At 67.2% G+C, this 18192-nt stretch carries 21 protein-coding genes; 15 read left to right on the top strand and 6 right to left on the bottom strand.

Features of this window, described 5'->3' with window-relative positions; genetic code table 11:
• Window positions 1-37: 37 nt before the first annotated feature.
• Both SPYCA_RS19415 and SPYCA_RS01435 read left to right on the top strand, forming a co-directional pair.
• Window positions 38-1834 (top strand): cysteine--tRNA ligase, encoded by a 1797-nt coding sequence (locus tag SPYCA_RS19415; protein WP_232003446.1) that lies wholly within the window; start codon window positions 38-40, stop codon window positions 1832-1834.
• 48 nt (window positions 1835-1882) lie between these two features.
• Window positions 1883-2827 (top strand): D-2-hydroxyacid dehydrogenase, encoded by a 945-nt coding sequence (locus tag SPYCA_RS01435; protein WP_120218685.1) that lies wholly within the window; start codon window positions 1883-1885, stop codon window positions 2825-2827.
• Window positions 2828-3307: 480 nt separating this feature from the next.
• On the opposite strand, the gene SPYCA_RS01430 is transcribed toward SPYCA_RS01435, so the two are convergent.
• Window positions 3308-4081, bottom strand: coding sequence for an arginyltransferase (locus SPYCA_RS01430; RefSeq protein ID WP_120218684.1), 774 nt, complete (start codon window positions 4079-4081; stop codon window positions 3308-3310).
• 253 nt (window positions 4082-4334) lie between these two features.
• The gene (gene pyk / locus SPYCA_RS01425) at window positions 4335-5789 is read right to left on the bottom strand and encodes a pyruvate kinase (protein WP_120218683.1); all 1455 of its coding nucleotides are present in this window, start codon (window positions 5787-5789) and stop codon (window positions 4335-4337) included.
• A gap of 99 nt (window positions 5790-5888) precedes the next feature.
• Between pyk and SPYCA_RS01420 the strand changes: the two genes are divergently transcribed.
• The 13 genes from SPYCA_RS01420 to pal all read left to right on the top strand — a co-directional run bounded on the left by SPYCA_RS01420 (window position 5889) and on the right by pal (window position 15099).
• Window positions 5889-6209 carry a DUF1244 domain-containing protein gene (locus tag SPYCA_RS01420; RefSeq protein WP_120218682.1) on the top strand — a complete coding sequence of 107 codons (321 nt, stop codon included), beginning with the start codon at window positions 5889-5891 and terminating at the stop codon, window positions 6207-6209.
• A 64-nt stretch (window positions 6210-6273) separates the two neighbouring features.
• Window positions 6274-6516, top strand: a complete 243-nt coding sequence (locus SPYCA_RS01415) for a DUF2312 domain-containing protein (protein WP_120218681.1) — start codon at window positions 6274-6276, stop codon at window positions 6514-6516.
• A gap of 33 nt (window positions 6517-6549) precedes the next feature.
• Window positions 6550-6867 carry a YbjQ family protein gene (locus tag SPYCA_RS01410; RefSeq protein ID WP_120218680.1) on the top strand — a complete coding sequence of 106 codons (318 nt, stop codon included), beginning with the start codon at window positions 6550-6552 and terminating at the stop codon, window positions 6865-6867.
• 69 nt (window positions 6868-6936) lie between these two features.
• Window positions 6937-7683 carry a YebC/PmpR family DNA-binding transcriptional regulator gene (locus tag SPYCA_RS01405; RefSeq protein WP_120218679.1) on the top strand — a complete coding sequence of 249 codons (747 nt, stop codon included), beginning with the start codon at window positions 6937-6939 and terminating at the stop codon, window positions 7681-7683.
• A 160-nt stretch (window positions 7684-7843) separates the two neighbouring features.
• Window positions 7844-8314 (top strand): crossover junction endodeoxyribonuclease RuvC, encoded by a 471-nt coding sequence (gene ruvC, locus SPYCA_RS01400; RefSeq protein WP_120222092.1) that lies wholly within the window; start codon window positions 7844-7846, stop codon window positions 8312-8314.
• 510 nt (window positions 8315-8824) lie between these two features.
• Window positions 8825-9424: a Holliday junction branch migration protein RuvA gene (gene ruvA / locus SPYCA_RS01395; protein WP_120222091.1), complete on the top strand. Its 600-nt coding sequence runs from the start codon at window positions 8825-8827 to the stop codon at window positions 9422-9424.
• Entirely contained in the window at window positions 9421-10437 is a 1017-nt protein-coding gene (gene ruvB, locus SPYCA_RS01390) for a Holliday junction branch migration DNA helicase RuvB (RefSeq protein ID WP_120218678.1), read from the top strand. Before ruvA ends, ruvB begins: the two co-directional genes overlap by 4 nt.
• 146 nt (window positions 10438-10583) lie before the next feature.
• Entirely contained in the window at window positions 10584-11063 is a 480-nt protein-coding gene (locus tag SPYCA_RS01385; protein WP_120218677.1) for a YbgC/FadM family acyl-CoA thioesterase, read from the top strand.
• Window positions 11057-11755, top strand: a complete 699-nt coding sequence (gene tolQ, locus SPYCA_RS01380; RefSeq protein ID WP_120218676.1) for a protein TolQ — start codon at window positions 11057-11059, stop codon at window positions 11753-11755. The genes SPYCA_RS01385 and tolQ overlap by 7 nt, the downstream gene beginning before the upstream one ends.
• Window positions 11755-12279: a protein TolR gene (gene tolR / locus SPYCA_RS01375; protein WP_120218675.1), complete on the top strand. Its 525-nt coding sequence runs from the start codon at window positions 11755-11757 to the stop codon at window positions 12277-12279. The genes tolQ and tolR overlap by 1 nt, the downstream gene beginning before the upstream one ends.
• A 9-nt stretch (window positions 12280-12288) precedes the next feature.
• Complete coding sequence (locus tag SPYCA_RS01370) at window positions 12289-13107, top strand: hypothetical protein (RefSeq protein ID WP_120218674.1); 819 nt, start codon at window positions 12289-12291, stop codon at window positions 13105-13107.
• Between the two features lie 5 nt (window positions 13108-13112).
• The gene (tolB, locus tag SPYCA_RS01365; protein ID WP_120218673.1) at window positions 13113-14480 is read left to right on the top strand and encodes a Tol-Pal system beta propeller repeat protein TolB; all 1368 of its coding nucleotides are present in this window, start codon (window positions 13113-13115) and stop codon (window positions 14478-14480) included.
• A gap of 106 nt (window positions 14481-14586) precedes the next feature.
• The gene (gene pal, locus SPYCA_RS01360; protein WP_172594951.1) at window positions 14587-15099 is read left to right on the top strand and encodes a peptidoglycan-associated lipoprotein Pal; all 513 of its coding nucleotides are present in this window, start codon (window positions 14587-14589) and stop codon (window positions 15097-15099) included.
• On the opposite strand, the gene SPYCA_RS01355 is transcribed toward pal, so the two are convergent.
• Genes SPYCA_RS01355 through gspL form a run of 4 tightly spaced genes read right to left on the bottom strand, consistent with a single transcriptional unit; the run spans window position 15086 to window position 18192 of the window.
• Window positions 15086-15853, bottom strand: coding sequence for a prepilin peptidase (locus tag SPYCA_RS01355; RefSeq protein WP_120218672.1), 768 nt, complete (start codon window positions 15851-15853; stop codon window positions 15086-15088). The genes pal and SPYCA_RS01355 overlap by 14 nt on opposite strands.
• Before the next feature lies 1 nt (window position 15854).
• Window positions 15855-16571, bottom strand: coding sequence for a type II secretion system protein N (gene gspN / locus SPYCA_RS01350; RefSeq protein WP_120218671.1), 717 nt, complete (start codon window positions 16569-16571; stop codon window positions 15855-15857).
• Window positions 16568-17050 carry a type II secretion system protein GspM gene (gene gspM, locus SPYCA_RS01345; RefSeq protein ID WP_120218670.1) on the bottom strand — a complete coding sequence of 161 codons (483 nt, stop codon included), beginning with the start codon at window positions 17048-17050 and terminating at the stop codon, window positions 16568-16570. Before gspM ends, gspN begins: the two co-directional genes overlap by 4 nt.
• Window positions 17047-18192, bottom strand: coding sequence for a type II secretion system protein GspL (gspL, locus tag SPYCA_RS01340; RefSeq protein WP_232003445.1), 1146 nt, complete (start codon window positions 18190-18192; stop codon window positions 17047-17049). Before gspL ends, gspM begins: the two co-directional genes overlap by 4 nt.

The raw sequence follows: 18192 nt of genomic DNA, 5'->3' as shown, positions 1-18192 counted from the left end.
TGACGGATCGCCCCGGCGCGGGGCATGGGCGCGGGGTATGACCGACGCCCCCTCCCCTGCCTCCGGCGCGCCGCTCAAGCTGTTCAACAGCCTGACGCGCAAGCTCGAAGAGTTCCGGCCCGTCCACCCCGGCGAGGCGCGCGTCTACAGCTGCGGCCCGACGGTCTATAACTATCCGCATATCGGCAATATGCGCGCCTATGTCTTCGCCGACACGCTGGGGCGCACCCTGTCGTTCAAGGGCTACAAGCTCACCCACGTGATCAACATCACCGACGTCGGCCATCTGACCGACGACGCCGACGCGGGCGAGGACAAGCTGGAAAAGGCCGCCGCCGAGAAAGCGCAATCGATCTGGGACATCGCGCGCCACTATACCGAGGCCTATTGGGCCGACGTGAAAGCGCTCAACATCCGCCAGCCCGCACACTGGTCGATCGCCACCGATTATGTCCCGCAGATGATCGAGTTCGCGAAAGCGATCGCCGACAAGCATTGCTACGAGCTGGATAGCGGTCTCTATTTCAATACCAAGACCGTCCCCGATTATGGTCGCCTCGCGCGCGAAGACGATCTTCTCGCGGAAATGCAGAAACTGATCCAGCGACAAAAGGCCGCGAAGGACATTGCTGGTGCCAAAGAACGCATCGACGCGCTGCGAAAATTGGTCATCGACTTTATTGCTGTCATTGACGATTTCTATAAACGGAAATCACTCAAAAAATATCAGTCACTTCGAGCTATTTGGCAGGTAGCGGCTGAAGCAAGTGAAGATGATTTTCCTGCAGCTCTACAGCGGTCGTTGAATGAATCGCGCGCCTTTTTTAAGGCCCCTCGTGTTGAACCTGTTGCGGGCAAACGCAATGACGAGGACTTCGCGATCTGGCGGAAGACTCCCGCGGGCGAGACACGCCAGATGGAATGGGACAGCCCATGGGGCCGCGGCGCGCCCGGCTGGCACCTCGAATGTTCGGTGATGTCGGAGGCTTTGCTCGGCTTCCCCTTCGACATCCACACCGGCGGCATCGACCACCGCGAGATCCACCACCCGAACGAAATCGCGCAGAATCAGGCGCACAGCTGCTCGGCCGACAGCGGCGCGCGTTTCTGGATGCACAATAATTTCCTCGTCGAACGATCGGGCAAGATGTCGAAATCGAGCGGCGAGTTCCTGCGCCTGCAACTGCTCATCGACAAGGGCTATCACCCCCTCGCCTATCGCCTGATGTGCCTGCAGGCGCATTATCGCAGCGAGCTGGAGTTTTCGTGGGAGGGGCTGGGTGCGGCGCTGACGCGGCTCAAACGCCTGGTGATGGCAGTCGAAAAGCTCGATCCTCCCCGGAACGGGGAGGTGGCATCGCGCAGCGATGACGGAGGGGGGGCGCGTCCTTCAGCGGACGCAGCGCAAGACCGCCCACCCCCTCCACCGGCTTCGCCGATCCCCCTCCCCGTTCCGGGGAGGATCGCAGACCTGCTCGCAAAGTTTGACGCCGCCATGTCGGACGACCTCAACACGCCCGTCGCGCTGACCCTGCTCGAAGAAGCGGCGGCGATGAAAAAGGTCGACGCGGACCAGAAGCGCGCGGCGCTCGCCGCGATGGACGCGGTGCTTGGGCTCAATATACTGTCGCTATCGCGCGCCGACCTCCGCATCCGTCCCAGGGCCGCCACCATCACCGAAGTCGAAATCGAGGAGATCCTCACCCGCCGCAAGGAAGCGCGCGCCGCCAAGGACTTCGCCACCTCCGACAAGCTCCGCGACGAACTCATCGCCGCCGGGGTCGAGGTGATGGACGGCGACCCGCTCGGCTGGGACTGGCGGCTGGAGGCATAGAATATCCTCCCCATCGACTTGCGATGGGGAGGATCAGAAGGATCGTTTATGACCAAAACCGTCACCGTCCTGTCGGGCCTCATCCGCCCCCTCGTCGAAAACCGCCTCCCCGACTGGGTCGAACCCCGCTTTTTCCAGTCGAAGGAGGAGGCGATGGCGCTCGCGCCGCACGCCGAGATCGGCTGGTTCGACATGTATGACAAGAAGGACATGGCCGCGGTCATCACCGCCGCGACCAACCTCAAATGGCTGAACTCGATCTACGCCGGGGTCGACGGGATGCCGCTCGACCTGCTTGCCGAGCGCGGCACGGTCGTCACCAATGGCGCGGGGATCAACGCGATCACCATCGCCGAATATGTCGTGATGGGGATGCTCACCGTCGCCAAGGGATACCGCGAGGTCGTGCGCGCGCAGGAACGCCGCGAGTGGCTGACGGACTCGCCGGGCAAGGTTGAACTGTTCGGATCGAAGGCGCTGCTGCTCGGCTATGGCGCGATCGGCAAGCTGATCGAGGAGCGGCTGAAGGGCTTTGCGGTCGATGTGACGGTGGTGCGCCGCTCGCCGGGCGAAAATACGCTGACCCCCGACCGGTGGCGCGCGCGGCTGGGCGATTTCGACTGGGTGATCCTGGCGGTCCCCGCCACCCCCGAAACCGATGGCATGATCGGTGCGGCGGAACTGGCGGCGATGAAGCCGACCGCGACGCTCATCAACATCGCGCGCGGCAGCGTCGTCGATCAGGACGCGCTCGTCGCCGCGCTCGACGCGCGGCAGATCGCCGCCGCTTTCCTCGACGTCACGACGCCCGAACCGCTCCCCGCCGACGACCCGCTGTGGAGCCTCGACAATGCGCACATCACCATGCACCTGTCGGGTCGCGCGCAGGACAAGATGTTCGTGCGGTCGGCCGCGCGCTTCCTCGAAAATCTGGACCGCTGGAAAAAGGGCGAGTCGGTGGAGCCGCGGGTGGACCTCACCTTAGGCTACTGACATCTGATTTCGCCATCCTGGCGAAGCCTGTTCTGAGCGCCTGCAAGGCAGTCGAAGGGGCCGGGATCTCACCGGTGCGTCTTTGCGATAGGTCGAGAGCCCCTTCGTTCACAAACGAAGCGCAACCCCAGCTTGAGGTGTTGCGATGGGAGAGCGTTGCCGCCAGTTATCGCTTGAGGAGCGATGTGCGATTGCCGCGCCCATTGGAATGCCGATCGCATGCCGTTTGCAAGTCATGGCCAAGCCATCCTCCCCGCCCACGAACGCAGCTCGCGCCTCACGCTCATCACAAGAACCCCGGAAAAGCCGCCGCCCCGATCGCGCTTACAACAATGCCCCTCGATAATGTCTCAACCCCCTAACCCCAGCCAAGGCATTCCTTACCCAACTGGTACACTCCAAATGTGGACCCACCCCACAGGCTTCGCCGGGATCACGGATAAGGGAACAGCAACGCCCCACCCCAAAAGCCGCCACCGATCAAGCCAGTTCGAACATCGCCGCGATCCGCTCCGACGGCGTCGGATCAAAGCGCGACCAGCCATCGGGGCCGAGCTTCTCGAGCGGGCGGAAGCGCGCCTTGTACGCCATGCGCGCCGACCCCTCGATCCAGTAACCAAGATAGACGTACGGCAGCCCTGCCTTCGCCGCGCGAAGCACATGGTCGGCGATGATATAGGTGCCCAGCCCCTCGCGCAGCGGATGATGCGCGTCGAAGAAGCTGTATATCATCGACAGGCCGTCGCCCTGCCGGTCGGTCAGGCAGCAGCCGACAAGGCGTCCCTTGCCGCCGCCCGCGACGGGCTCGCGATATTCGATCATATAGCTGTCGACCGGGGTCTGCTCGACCATGTCGGCGAAATCCTGCTCGTCCATATCGGCCATGCCGCCATCGGGATGGCGCGACGCGAGATAGGCGCGCAGCAACGCATATTGCTCCTCGGTCGCCCAGGGCTTGCACGCGGTGACGACCAGATCGCCGTTGCGGCGCAGGTTGCGCTTCTGCGAATTGCTGGGGGCGAACTCGCCGGCGCACACGCGGACCGACACGCACGCCGAACAATCGGCGCAGCTCGGGCGATAGGCGACCGACTGGCTGCGACGAAAACCGATGCGGCCCAGCGCGTCGTTGAGTTCCGCCGCATTGTTGCCGCTGAGTTCGGTGAACACCTTGCGCTCGGTCTTGCCCGCCAGATAGGGGCAGGGCGCCGGGCTGGTGACGAAAAAGCGCGGAAAACGGAACGGTGCGGACACGCGGACTAAACCTCCGAAATGGCGATGCGAAGCCCCCCGACGCGGGCCCGGCGCGCTGTTTGCACCAACTATGCCGCGCGGCGTCAATGGTGCAAAGACCATTTACCATTTTTAGTCGTGCCGATCTGAATCAGCTCCGTTTTTTTGTGAATCGCGCGGTAAGGATTGTGCCGGAGTGAAGCAGAAATGCGGATTGGATTCTAATCGTCATCCCGGCGAAGGCCGGGATGACGGATAAGGTGCAAGCGAAAGCTCAACTATATCCGCGCAATTCGTCGCCGGTCAGCGTCGCGACGTGCAGCACATTGGTCGACCCCGGCGTGCCGAACGGCACGCCCGCCATCATCACCAGCTTCGATCCCGCCTTGCCGATCCCGTGGCGCAGCGCCATGCGCTTGCCCTTGGCGATCATCTCCTCAAAGCTGCCGATGTCCTTGGTCGGCACCGCATGGGCGCCCCACAGCAGCCCCATGCGCCGCGCCGCCTCTTTCCTGGGAGTCAGCACGAGCAGGGGCGCGCCCGGCCGCTCGCGCGCGACGCGGCGCGCGGTCGATCCCGATGCGGTGAAACAGATGATCGCATCGGCGGCGATCGTCGTGATGATGCTGCCCGCCGCCTCGGCCAGCGCGTCGGCGGTGGTCGCATCGGGCTGCGTCTCGGTGAAGTGCAGACGGCGGAAATAATCGGGGTCGCTTTCGACCGAACGCGCGATCATGTCCATCATCGTGACCGCTTCCACCGGCCACGCACCCGCCGCGGTCTCCGCCGACAGCATGATCGCGTCCGCGCCATCATACACCGCCGTGGCGACATCGCTGACCTCCGCGCGCGTCGGCGAGGGCGAGACGATCATCGATTCGAGCATCTGCGTCGCGACGACCACCGGCTTGCCCATCCGCCGGGCGGTCGCGACGATGCGCTTCTGGAGCGGCGGCACGGCTTCGGGCGGCAATTCGACGCCCAGGTCGCCGCGCGCGACCATTGCCGCGTCGGCCAGCTCCAATATCTCCTCGATCCGCTGCACCCCCGACGGCTTCTCGAACTTGACGAGCAACGCCGCCTTGCCGCCGATCAGCCGCCGCGCCTCGGCAACGTCCTCGGGTCGCTGCACGAACGACAGCGCGATCCAGTCGACATGCTGTTCGAGCGCGAAGGCCAGATCCTTGCGGTCCTTTTCCGTCAAGGCCGCGAGCGGCACGACGACGTCGGGGACGTTGACGCCCTTGCGATCCGAAATCTTGCCGCCGACCTCGACCAGCGTTTCGATCCGCTCGGCCGATACGCGCTTCACGCGGAGCACCAGCTTGCCGTCGTCGATGAGCAGCCGCGTGTCGGGTTCGAGCGCCGCGAACAGCTCGGGGTGCGGCAGGTGAACGCGGCTGGCGTCACCCGGCGCCTTGTCGGTGTCGAGCACGAACGACGCGCCCTTCACCAGTTCGGCGGGGCCGTCTCTGAACGTGCCGACGCGCAGCTTCGGTCCCTGCAGGTCGACGAGGATCGTCGTCGGCCGCCCGGTTTCTTTTTCGAGCGAACGGATGGCTGCAATCACCTGCGCATGGCCGGCATGGTCGCCGTGGCTCATATTGACGCGAAAGGCATCGGCGCCCGCGCGGTGCAGCGCGGCGATCATCTCCGCATTGGCGCTCGCGGGACCAAGCGTCGCCAGGATACGCACCTTGCGCTGGCGGGGGGTAAAACTCTGGACCACGATTGCTCCGCTTGCCTGTTTGCCGTTACGGTGTGCAGGGCATGGCGCGTCGCGCGCGCCAGCGCAACCACCGTATAGCTATTCAAGAAGGCCCGAACCATGTCCTGCAGCGACGAAACATCCGCCCCCGACGACGCTCTCGACTCGCTCGATGATGCCGTCGCGGCAGCCGCCTTCCGCCGCCTTGTCCGCCTGCTCCGGCATCGTCACGACGCCGCGAACATCGATCTGATGGGCCTTGCGGGTTTCTGCCGCAACTGCCTCGGCGACTGGATCGCCGAGGCGGGTGGCATGGACAGGGAAGTCGGCCGCGCGATCGTCCACGGTATGCCGACGGCGGAGTGGAAAGCGCGTTTCCACGTCGCCGCGACCCCCGAACAACTCGCCCGGATGGAAGAAAGCATGGCGAAGAATCCCTGACACCGCTAGGGACGCGCCAAGGGCGATTCTCGCCCCATCATCTTTCATTCCAGCGGAGTATAAAATGAGCGAAGCCACCGTGTCCGACGAACAGCTGCGTCTTTTCATCGAGCGCGTCGAACGTCTGGAAGAAGAAAAAAAGGGCATCGCCGACGACATCCGCGACACCTATAACGAAGCCAAATCGCAGGGCTATGATCCCAAGATCATGCGCCAGATCGTGCGCCTGCGCAAAATGCCGGTTCACGACCGCAAGGAAATGGAAGCGATCCTCGACGTCTATAAATCGGCGCTCGGCATCGACTGACGTTTCCACCCGACCACTATCAGGAGAGCGACGATGTTCAGCACCACGACCAACACGATCGAAGGCCATCCCGTCCGCGAATATCTGGGCATCGTCACCGGCGAGGTGATCGTCGGCGCCAACCTGTTCCGCGACCTGTTCGCGTCGATCACCGACATCGTCGGCGGCCGCTCGGGCAAATATGAGGATGTGCTCGCCCGCGCGCGCAAGGAAGCGCTGGGCGAGATGGAGGCCGAGGCGGCGAAGCTCGGCGGCAATGCCGTCGTCGGCGTCGACATCGACTATGAAGTGCTCGGCCAGAACGGCTCGATGCTGATGGTCAGCGCGTCGGGAACCGCGGTCGTCATCTGACGCCGTTGTGTCGCGCGGCCGCCCGCGCTAGGGCGGCGCCAGATTTTTCCGATCCGATGGAGGTAGGCCGTGGCCGGCCATAGCAAGTTCAAGAACATCATGCATCGCAAGGGCGCGCAGGACAAAAAGCGCAGCGCCCTTTTCTCGAAGCTGAGCCGCGAAATCACCGTCGCGGCGAAGATGGGCCTGCCCGATCCCGACGCCAACGCCCGCCTTCGCGCGGCGGTCAACGCGGCGAAGGCGCAGTCGATGCCCAAGGACAATATCCAGCGCGCGATCGACAAGGCGAGCGGCGGCGAAGGCGATAATTACGAGGAAATCCGTTACGAAGGCTATGGCCCCGGCGGCGTCTCGCTGATCGTCGAGGCGCTCACCGACAATCGCAACCGCACCGCGACCAACGTGCGCACCGCGTTCAGCAAGAATGGCGGCAACCTCGGCACCTCGGGCAGCGTCAGCCACGGCTTCGACCGCCTTGGCCTCATCAGCTATCCGCCAGGCGCCGGCGACGCCGACACGGTGTTCGAGGCGGCGCTCGACGCCGGCGCCGACGATGTCGAATCGTCCGACGACGGCCACGACATCTGGACCAGCGTTGACAGCCTGCACGAAGTCGCGAAGGCGCTTGAAGCCAAGCTGGGCGAGGCCGAAGGCGTCAAGCTCGCCTGGCGTCCGACGCTGAAGAGCGAAATTACCGACGAAGCCGTCGCGCAGACGCTGTTCAAGCTGATCGACACGCTCGACGACGACGACGACGTCCAGACCGTCTGGGGCAACTACGAAATCCCCGACGCGGTGATGGAGAAACTGGGCTGATGCAGATCCTCCCCATCGACTTGCGATGGGGAGCGGGACCGCTCGCGAAGCGAGTGGTGGAGGGGCCGAGCGCGCAGCGCTCGCTACGCTCGCATCCCCTCCGTCAGTCCCTGCGGGACTGCCACCTCCCCATCGCAAGTCGATGGGGAGGATCGAAAATATGATCATCCTCGGCCTCGACCCCTCTTTGAGCTGCACCGGCTGGGGCGTGATCCGCGTCGAGGGCAGCCGGATCGGCCATGTCGCCAACGGCCAGCTCAAGACCGACGCCAAGGCGCCGCTTCCCGACCGGCTCGCGCACCTCGACACGATGCTCGCGGCGGTGATCGCCGATCATGCGCCCCGCTGCGCCGCGGTCGAGGAGGTGTTCGTCAACGACAATCCGCAATCGACCTTGAAGCTCGCGCACGCCCGCGGCGTCGCGCTGCTCGCCTGCGCGCGCGGCGGACTCCCCGTCACCGAATATGCTCCGCGCCTCGTCAAGAAAGCGATCGTCGGCACCGGCGGCGCCGCGAAGGAGCAGGTGCAGGCGATGCTGCGCGTGCTGCTGCCGGGGGCGAAGGTAGCGGGAGCGGACGCCGCCGATGCGCTGGCGGTCGCGATCTGCCACGCGAACCATCGGACGCGCTGAGAAATGGCGGCTTCGGGGTGCGACGCGGTCGGCGCGGCCCGGCGCAATCGGTCCAAAGGTCAGGAAAGGTCAGCCTTGTGCGGCGGCCGATTGACCGCGCCCGGCGCAGGTCGCGCGCGATTTACGCTCCTGTTCCCACGCCGGGCTGCGAGCGATTTGTCGACATTTTGAAAGAGCCCGGATGAAGGCTGGCACAGCCGGGCCATGTAGGACAGCTTTTTTGGTGGCCGCTTTGGGGTGGGAAGCGGATGTTGACTTTCTCCCCTCCCGCTTGCGGGAGGGGCAGCGAGACTTGCGAGCTTGCTCGTTAGTCGCAGCGGGGTGGGCTACCGCACCGTCGCTGCCCACCCCCGACCCCTCCCGCAAGCGGGAGGGGAGAGGAACCGTCCGCAACCGGTCGCGTCCAGACATTGGCCGTCCCGGATCAGGTGCGGTCTGACGAAATCAGAGTGACTTTGACAAAGAGGGAAATTGATTCCCTTTTCGTTCTCCTCGCGCTACGCAGGCGCCATGATCGCGAAACTCACCGGACGGCTCGACAGCAGCGGCGCAGGCCATGCGGTGATCGACGTCGGCGGCGTCGGCTATCTGGTCGAGGCGTCGGCGCGCACCCTGGACGCGCTTGGCCCCACCGGCGGCGAGGTCACCATCCACACCGAAATGCTCGTCGGCGAGGATTTCCTGCGCCTCCTGGGCTTTGCCAAGGCCGAGGAACGCGACTGGTTCCGCCTGCTCACCAGCGTCCAGGGCGTCGGCGCCAAGGTCGCGCTCGCGATCCTCTCGGCGCTCGAAGTCGCCGATTTGCAACGCGCGCTCGCGAGCGGCGACAGCGCGATGATCGCGCGCGCGAACGGCGTCGGGCCGAAGCTGGCGCAGCGCATCGCGCACGAGCTGAAGGACAAGGCGGGAACGCTCGGCGGAATCGCAGGCGGCGGCCCTGCCCTGTCGGCCGCCCCCGGCCCGCTTGGTGATGCCGTCGCCGCGCTCACCGGCCTCGGCTTCAAGCCCGGCGAAGCAAGTGCAGCGGTCGCGGCGGCGAACGAGGAACTGGGCGCCGGGGCGGGGCTCGACGCGCTGGTGCGCGCGGCGCTGAAGAAGGCGGCGAAGTGACCGACCTCACCACCCCCATCCGCACCCCCGAGGACGCCGACGCGGCGCTGCGGCCCAGGACGCTTGCCGAGTTCGTCGGCCAGGCGGCGGCGCGCGAGAATCTGCGCATCTTTATCGAGGCGGCGAAGGCGCGCGGCGATGCGCTCGACCATGTGCTTTTCTTCGGCCCGCCGGGGCTGGGCAAGACGACGCTGGCGCAGATCGTCGCGCGCGAGCTTGGCGTCGGCTTCCGTTCGACCAGCGGGCCCGTGATTGCCAAGGCGGGCGACCTTGCCGCGCTGCTCACCAATCTGGAGGACGGCGACGTCCTGTTCATCGACGAGATCCACCGCCTGTCGCCCGCGGTCGAGGAAATCCTTTATCCCGCGATGGAGGACCGCGCGCTCGACATCATGATCGGCGAAGGGCCGTCGGCGCGCTCGGTTCGTATCGACCTGCCTCGATTCACCCTCGTCGGCGCGACGACGCGGCAGGGGCTGCTCACGACACCGCTGCGCGATCGCTTCGGCATTCCGGTGCGATTGAACTTTTACACCCATGCCGAGCTCGAACAGGTGATCGGCCGCGCCGCGCGCCTGTTGTCATTGCCGATCGCGCCCGACGGCGCGCTCGAAATCGCGCGGCGGTCGCGCGGAACGCCGCGCATCGCCGGGCGGCTGCTCCGCCGCGTGCGCGACTTTGCGAGCGTCGCAGGGCACGAGGTCGTCGATGCACGCGCCGCCGATGCGGCGCTCAGCCGCCTCGAAGTGGACGCGCTGGGCCTCGACGCGATGGATCGGCGCTATCTCCTTATGATCGCAGACATTTATCGCGGAGGCCCCGTGGGCGTCGAAACGCTTGCGGCGGGGCTTTCGGAGCCGCGCGACACGATCGAGGATGTGATCGAGCCATATTTGCTGCAAATCGGCCTGATCGCCCGCACCGCGCGCGGGCGGACGCTCAACGCAAGCGCGTGGAAGCATCTGGGGCTCAATCCGCCCGCGGGAGCGCAGGACGGGCTGTTCGACAAATGACTCTGCGCCCCTGCGACGGCAGGGGCACGAAACACGCGGGAATGTAGAGGATTTCCGCCATCATCTCCCACCAAACGGCGCTCATCTGCGACGAGCCGTTTATGAGGGCTTTGCGACGAGTCGAAGCGCGGCTATCGGTCGAAACGATGGTAAATGCCCCACCCCCCTTCGTCCCCGGCGCCTTCGTCGGGACCGAACATCATTATCGGGCGCGTGTCTATTTCGAGGACACCGACCTCAGCGGCATCGTCTATCACGCCAATTATCTGCGCTATATGGAGCGCGCACGATCGGACATGCTGCGCCTCGCGGGCATCGACCAGCGCGCGGCGATGGAGGGCGGCGAAGGCGCGTGGGCGGTCACCGACCTTTCGATCAAATACCGCAGCCCCGCAAAGCTCGACGACGATCTGCTCGTCGTCAGCACCGTCAAAGCCGTGCGCGGCGCGAGCGTGGTGATCGCCCAGCGCATCCTTCGCACAAATGACACGTTAAGCGGCGAGACATTGACCGACGGGCAGGTCACGGCAGCCTTTCTGGCCCCCGGCGGTCGGCCGCGGCGCCAGCCCGCCGACTGGGTGCAGCGCTTCACCGCGATCATGAATGGAGACAATATCCCTTGCTAGACAATATCTCGCTGGCCGCCGATGCGGCCACCCTGTCCCCCGTCGCGCTGTTCCTTCAGGCGGACATCATCGTCAAGGCGGTGATGATCGGCCTGCTCGCCGCCTCCATCTATGTCTGGGCGGTGATCTTTTCCCACGGCCGCGGCGTCGGCAAGCTGATGCGCGCGTCGGAGCGGTTCGAGCGCGATTTCTGGCGCGCCGACAATATCGACCGTTTCTTTGACAAGAATGGCGCCGAGGAACTGCCGAGCGCCAAGGTGCTGAGCGCGGGGATCAGCGAATGGCGCCGCTCGACCAAGGGCAAGCTGATCGACCGCGACGGCACGCGCGAACGGCTGGGCATTGCGATGAACAGCGCGATCGCGGGTGAGGTCGACCGGCTTGCGGAGAAGATCGGCACGCTCGCGACCATCGGTTCGGTCGCGCCCTTCGTCGGGCTGTTCGGCACCGTCTGGGGCATCATGCGCAGCTTCACGGCGATCGCGGCGGAAAACAACAGCAGCCTCGCCGTCGTCGCGCCGGGCATCGCCGAGGCGCTGTTCGCGACCGCGATCGGCCTGTTCGCCGCCATCCCCGCGGTGATCGCCTACAACGCCTTTTCGCAGCGGCTGAACCGGCTCGAATCGCGGCTCGGCCGCTTCGCTGACGGGCTGCACGCGACATTCAGCCGCGAACTGGAGGTCGAGGCCTGATGGCGATGACCGGACCTTCGGGCGCGGGCGCCGGCGCCCGGCGCAGGCGCGGCCATCGCCGCGCGCCGATGTCGGAAATCAACGTCACGCCGCTCGTCGACGTGATGCTCGTGCTGCTGATCATCTTCATGATTACCGCGCCTTTGCTCGCCTCCGCCGTCCCGATCGACCTGCCCGAAAGCCGCGCCAAGCCGGTCGAGACCGAGGAGCAGGAGCCGGTGCAGCTGTCGGTGGGTGCCGACGACACGCTCTATATCGGCGATGAAGTGGTGCCAGAGGCCGAGCTTCCCGCGCGGCTCGACGCGATCGCGCGCGCGAACGAGGGCGAGGACCCGCCGCGCCAGATCATGCTGCGCGCCGACAAGGGGCTCGACTATGGCCGCGTGATGCGCGTGATGGGCGAACTCAACCGCGCCGGGCTGACGCGCATCGCGCTGGTGACGACGGGGGCCGAGGCATCGGAGACCGCCGGGCCGCGCACAACCGATCCGGCGCTCACCGACGGTTCAGATAGCGGGCAATAGGCTGCGACCATGGCCGAGGCAGGCGCAAATCGGGGGAATGAAAGACGCGGCTTTGCCATCGCGGTGGCGGCGCATATCGTCGTCATCGGCCTGCTCTCGGTCCAGTGGACCGCGGGCGAGCGCCGCTTCGACAATCCGCCGATGGAGGTCGACCTGATCGCCGAGACCGCGGTGCAATCGACCGCGCCGGTGATCGCCGATACGCCCCCCGCCGCGCGGCTGGGCGAAGAGGATATGGTCGACATCGCCGCGCCCGATCCGATGCCCGCGCCGCCGCTGCCCGAACCCGTCGTGCGCCCGACGCCCGCACCGACCCCCAAACCGGTCGCGCGCCCCAAGGCGGCGCCGCCGAAACAGCCCCCCGCCGCCAAGAAGGCGCCGCCCAAGGCTTCACCCAAGGCACCCGCCAGCGATCGCGCTGCGCGTCCGACCGGCCGCCTCGACGGCATCGCCGAGGGTCTGTCGAAATCGCAGCCCAAATCGCCATCGAGCAAGGGAGCCCCCGCCGCCGCAACCGCGGCCGAAGTGCGCCGGTCGATCGACGTCAGCATCAAGGCCGCGGTCGCCCCCCGCTGGAACGGCTGCCGCGTGTCGGGGGTCGATGTCGATCAGCTCAAGACCGTCGTGAAGTTCCGCCTGACCCAATCGGGCGCGCTTGCGGGCTTTACCAGCGTCACCACGACCGGCGAGAATGACAGCAACCGTTTCCAGGTCCAGCGGCACCAGGAATGCGCCAAACGCGCGGTCGAACTTGCCGCGCCCTTCGACCTGCCCGAAGAAAATTACGACTTCTGGCAGAATTACACGCTCGATTTCATCAAGAGGTAAGCACCATGTTCCTCCGCCCGATCAGCCTGTCACTCGCCCTGCTGCTCACCAGCGCGCCGACGCTGGCGCAACAGACTGCGCCGACGCCGCCCGCGGTAACGCAGACCGAACCGCGCGAGACGATCGAGGGCACGCTGTCGCAGGAACGCACCGTCGTCGGCATCCCGCCCTTCGCCACCGCGTCGGTTCAGACCGTCGCAGGGCTGCGCACCGACGCTCTCGGCCGCCAGCTTGCCGACGTCATCGCCGCCGACCTTGAACGCAGCGGCCTGTTTGAACCGATCGGCCCGAACGGCGTCCGCGCGATCACCCGCGCCGAGGTGCAGGCGCCGCGCTTTGCCGAATGGCAGGCGCGCGGCGCCGAAAATGTCGTCCACGGCTTCGTCGATGCCGGGTCGAACGGCAGCCTGATCGTCGGCTGTTACCTTTATGATACCGCGCTGGGCAGCGAGCTGGTGCGCAAGGGGTTCGAGATTCAGCCCGCCGACTGGCGCCGCGCCGCGCATAAATGCGCCGACGCCATCTATTCGCGCCTGTCGGGCGAAGCGCCCTTCTTCGACAGCCGCGTCGCCTATATCGCCGAAAGCGGGCCCAAGGGGAACCGCATCAAGCGGCTCGCGATCATGGATTCGGATGGCGGCAACCACCGCTTCATCACCAACGGCCAGGCGCTCGCGATCAGCCCGCGTTTCTCGCCCGATTACAAGAAGATCGTCTACGTCTCCTACCTCAACAACCGCGTCCGCGTGTTCATCTATGACGTCGCGTCGGGGACGCAGAAGCTGGTGACCGAAAGCGCGAACGCCACCTTCGCGCCGCGCTGGTCGCCCGACGGGACGCAGATTCTCTATTCGATGGCGGTCGGCGGCAACACCGACATCTATCGCATTTCGGCGAACGGCGGCACGCCGGTGCGGCTCACCACCGCGCCGGGCATCGACGTCGGCGGCAGCTTCTCGCCCGACGGGCGCAAGATCGTCTTTGAAAGCGATCGGTCGGGCAGTCAGCAGCTTTATGTGATGAACATCGACGGATCGAACCAGCAGCGGATCAGTTTTGGCGGCGGACGCTATGCCACCCCCGAATGGTCGCCGCGCGGCGACCTCATTGCCTTCACCCGCATGGGCGGCGGCGAGTTCCGCATCGGCGTGATGACGCCATCGGGCGGCGGGGTACGGATGCTGACGAACAGCTGGCAGGACGAGGCGCCGACCTGGTCGCCGAACGGCCGCGTCATCCAGTTCTTTCGCACCACGCCGGGGCGCGAGGGCAAGTCGAGCCTGTGGCAGGTCGACCTGACCGGCGTGAACCTGCGCCGCCTGCCGACCCCGCAGGACGGATCAGACCCCAGCTGGGGCCCGGTGCTGCCTTGACAAACACGGAACCAAAGGGCCTCCATCGGGTTCAACACTCGCGTCGCGACCGCGCGGAAATGCGCGCTCGAAGGTTTTTCTCCACCAGAACAAGAGGACAGAAGACATGACGATACGCAAAAGCACCGCGATGATCGCGGCGATCACCATGCTTGCTGTTGGCGCCTGCGCAAAAAAGGCCCCGGACACGCTGCCCCCCGCGCCCGAAGGCACCGGGACCGATACGGGCGTCGACACGGGCACCGGCGTCGTTCCGGGATCGCAGGAAGACTTCGTCGCCAATGTCACCTCCGACCGCATCTTTTTCGATTTCGACCAATATAATGTCGATGCGCAGGATCAGGCGACGCTGCAAAGCCAGGCGCAGTGGCTGCAGCGCAATCCTGCCGTCCGCGTCACGCTGGAGGGCCACGCCGACGAACGCGGCACGCGCGATTATAATATCGCACTCGGCGAGCGCCGCGCCAATGCCGCGAAAAACTATCTCGCCTCGCTCGGCATCGATCCGTCGCGCATCAGCGTCATCAGCTACGGCAAGGAACGCCCGGCGGCGATCGGCTCGACCGAAGAAGCCTGGGCGCAGAATCGCCGTGCGGTGACCGTCGTCATCGGGCAATAAACGGCCACACAGGCACCGCGACAAAGGCCGCGCCGCACAAAAATGCACCGAAGGGGACTCGCCGCTCGCCGAGCGGCGAGCCCCCTTTTCGCTGGACGACGAGCGCCCAGACGATCCCGCCAAGGCTGGCAAGCAGCAGCATCAGCGGCAAGGCCTGCCAGCCGAGCCACGCGCCGGTCGCCGCGACGAGTTTGGGGTCGCCGCCGCCCATGCCGTCCCGTCCGCGCGCACGCGCGTAAAGCCACGCGAGCAGCGCCAGCGCGCCACCGCCCACCAGCGCGCCGACCCAGCGATCGGCCAGCGACGTGCCGAGCATCGGTCCCGCCAGCAACACCCCCGTCACCGCCAGCAACAGCGTCAGCCGGTCGGGCAGCCAGAAATGCCGCGCATCGAGCAGCGCGAGCGGCAGCAGCAGCCAGCCGAACAACGCCCAGAGCCAGCCCGCCGTGCCGGGCAACAGCGCCAGCGCCGCCGCACCGATCAGCGCCGATGCCAGCTCGACCCGGCCATGAAAGGGGTTGATCCTCGCCCCGCACGTCCGGCACCGCCCGCGCGACAACAGCGCCGACAGGATCGGCACCAGATCGCGCACGCCGAGCGCCCGTCCGCAACCGTCGCACTGCGAGCGCCCGAGCAGCGAGCGCCCCTCAGGCCAACGCAGCACCAGCGTCGCGATAAAACTGCCCAGCAGCAGCCCGATCAGCCCGGCCAGCAGGATGCCCGTGCCGAAGGGCAAGGCATCGAGGATCGTCACGTCAGAACCGGCCCGAGGTCGCCAGCACGAACCCGCCCGGCCCGGCGCGGAAGCCCAGCGCCGCGAGTGCCGCGGCCATCGCGGGATCGCGGTCGACATTGATCGCCAGCCGCGCACGCCACGCGCCGCCGCCGTCGAAGCCGAGCGTCAGCCGTTCCATCCCCGACTGGCTGGCGAGCGCCGCCTCGGCGCGCCCCTTCGCGCAGCGCAGCGGCCCGGAAAGACCGCGCGACAGGTCGAGCCCCGCGATCGGCGCGGCGACCATCAGCTGAATCCGCCCGCTCGCGCGCGCGCATTTGCCCGCATCGTCGAACCGCACTGTCGCACCCTCGAAGCGGATCGTATCGACCGGGATCAGGCCCAGCCCGCCCGCCATAGCGCTCGTCCCGCTGACGTCCGATATGCCGCGCGGACTGCTGCCGTGCAGCCTTCCTGCGAGCGCGCCGAGCCGGTCGTCGCTGCGTTCGAAGGCGAGTTCGGTTTCGCCGGTGAGCAAGGCCAGCGGCGACAGGCTGGCGCGCACTGTGCCGAGCGGCAGCGCGCCGAGCCGCGCGTCGACCAGCTCGGCCGACCACACCGACCCGCGCACCGCGCGCGCCGACACGCCGGCATCATCCGCGCCCGACCAGCCGAGCGCGAGGCGCATCGGAAAGGTCGCGACAAGCAGGACGAGCGCAAGCAGCGCCGCCGCGACGATCCAGCGCCGCCGCGCGCTCATCGTCCGCCCTTTCGGAGTTCCGCCGTCATCCCGACGGTGCCGTCGGCGGCGGGGGTGATCGTCAGTTGGTCGATGATGAAGCCCTGCGCTTCGAGCGCGGCGAGCCAGTCGGTGAGCACCGGCGCCTTCGCTGTCGCGATCGCAATCGTCGCCTGATTGGCGCCGCGTGCTTCGTTGCGGTCGAGCGTCAGCCCGATCTCGCCCGCCGACTGCTGAAGAAACTGGTCGATGGCGCCCGCGTCGACGCCCGCCGCGACCGATTTCGCGGGCCGCGCGCCGAGCAACGCGACCTTCGCCGCAACGCGCCCCTCGCGCTCGATCGCGGCACGGTGGCGGCTTTCCAGGTCGATGAAGGCGGCCACCGCGGGCCGCGCGATTCCCCAACCGAGCACGCCCAGCGCCAGCACCGCGGCGATGCCGACCAGCCAGCGTTCGCGCCCCGACAATCCCGCCCACCAGTTTTTCAGCCTGTCGGTCATGGCACCGCCCGGATCGTGATATTGGCCATCTGCTGCCCGTCGGTCCCCGCCATCGGCTGCGCGGTGATGCGATAGCCGCGCGCTTGCAGCGCCAGCAAAACCTGGTTGATGTCGTCGACGCGCGGCGCCGCGAGCGTCGTCGTCAGCGTGCCGTCGGTGCGGTGCGACAGCGTTTTCAGCGACACGCCCGGCGCGTCGCGCATCGCGTCGTACAGCGCCGAAGCGGGCACCGAAAAGGCGAGCGGCCCGCCCCCCGCCGCGGCGAGCCGACGGTCGATTTCGGTCTCCGCCGCGCTGGCGTCGGATGCGGCCACCCCCGCTTTCTTCGCCATTGCGACCACCGCCTCGTCGGCGCGGCTCGTGTCGGCCGACAGACGCAGCGCGTAAACGAGCGGCACCGCAACGCTCGCCACGACCAGCGCGATCGCCAGCCGCCGCGCGAGCCGCAGCATCGCCGGATCGACCGCCCAGCGGCGCTTCGGCTTCCATGCGCCGCTCAACAGGTCGAGCGGCGGCGCCGCGAGCGTGAGCAGCAGCGCGTTGCGCATCGCTTCGGCATCGAGCGGCGCGACATCGTGATGGCCCGCGATCAGCGGGTCGAGTTCGGGGTCCGACGCCCAGGCGCGGTCGGCCGACCGGATGATCCGCTCACCCCCCAGCTCGGCCGCCCACAGGCTGTCGGCTTCGGGCGGCGGCACCGCGGCGGCGGCCGGAATGATCGCGGCCGCGGTCAGCCCGCGCGCGGCCAGCCAGCCGGTCCACGCCGTCATCGCCGCATGGGTCGTCACCGCCACGGGCACCGCTTGCCCCATCCCGGCGGGCTGTCCCGCGACGACATGCAGCGCCGCCGCATCGCCCAGACTGTCCCTCAGCGCGTCGATCCGCGCTGCGGCGGCGGCCTGCGCCGGGGCCGCGTCGGGATAATGGTGCCAGCGCAGCGGGACGTCGCACGCGGGCGCCAGCGCGACCAGCCGGTCGTCGGGGCCGTCGTCGCCCCGCTTTTCCCAATCGGCGACCCAGCCATCATCCTGTCCGCTGTCGACGACGAGGCCGTCGTCGACGCGCAGCCACGCGGCGGGGGCGGCATCGTCGTTCGCGAGCGCCGTCACGGGGGGCAGCCAGATCAGCAGGGTGCGCGTCAC

The sequence above is a fragment of the Sphingopyxis sp. FD7 genome (genome assembly GCF_003609835.1).
Taxonomy (GTDB): Bacteria; Pseudomonadota; Alphaproteobacteria; order Sphingomonadales; family Sphingomonadaceae; genus Sphingopyxis.
Note: the sequence above shows the minus strand (reverse complement) of the source record. Positions and strands in the feature narration are given on the sequence as shown.

Bases quoted from the DNA above. Each gene is read 5' to 3' on its own strand.
- SPYCA_RS19415 (WP_232003446.1), top strand. From the start codon at position 38: ATGACCGACGCCCCCTCCCCTGCCTCCGGCGCGCCGCTCAAGCTGTTC.
- SPYCA_RS01435 (WP_120218685.1), top strand. From the start codon at position 1,883: ATGACCAAAACCGTCACCGTCCTGTCGGGCCTCATCCGCCCCCTCGTC.
- SPYCA_RS01420 (WP_120218682.1), top strand. From the start codon at position 5,889: ATGTCCTGCAGCGACGAAACATCCGCCCCCGACGACGCTCTCGACTCG.
- SPYCA_RS01415 (WP_120218681.1), top strand. From the start codon at position 6,274: ATGAGCGAAGCCACCGTGTCCGACGAACAGCTGCGTCTTTTCATCGAG.
- SPYCA_RS01410 (WP_120218680.1), top strand. From the start codon at position 6,550: ATGTTCAGCACCACGACCAACACGATCGAAGGCCATCCCGTCCGCGAA.
- ruvC (WP_120222092.1), top strand. From the start codon at position 7,844: ATGATCATCCTCGGCCTCGACCCCTCTTTGAGCTGCACCGGCTGGGGC.
- ruvA (WP_120222091.1), top strand. From the start codon at position 8,825: ATGATCGCGAAACTCACCGGACGGCTCGACAGCAGCGGCGCAGGCCAT.
- SPYCA_RS01385 (WP_120218677.1), top strand. From the start codon at position 10,584: ATGGTAAATGCCCCACCCCCCTTCGTCCCCGGCGCCTTCGTCGGGACC.
- tolR (WP_120218675.1), top strand. From the start codon at position 11,755: ATGGCGATGACCGGACCTTCGGGCGCGGGCGCCGGCGCCCGGCGCAGG.
- SPYCA_RS01370 (WP_120218674.1), top strand. From the start codon at position 12,289: ATGGCCGAGGCAGGCGCAAATCGGGGGAATGAAAGACGCGGCTTTGCC.
- tolB (WP_120218673.1), top strand. From the start codon at position 13,113: ATGTTCCTCCGCCCGATCAGCCTGTCACTCGCCCTGCTGCTCACCAGC.
- pal (WP_172594951.1), top strand. From the start codon at position 14,587: ATGACGATACGCAAAAGCACCGCGATGATCGCGGCGATCACCATGCTT.
- gspN (WP_120218671.1), bottom strand. From the start codon at position 16,571: ATGAGCGCGCGGCGGCGCTGGATCGTCGCGGCGGCGCTGCTTGCGCTC.
- gspM (WP_120218670.1), bottom strand. From the start codon at position 17,050: ATGACCGACAGGCTGAAAAACTGGTGGGCGGGATTGTCGGGGCGCGAA.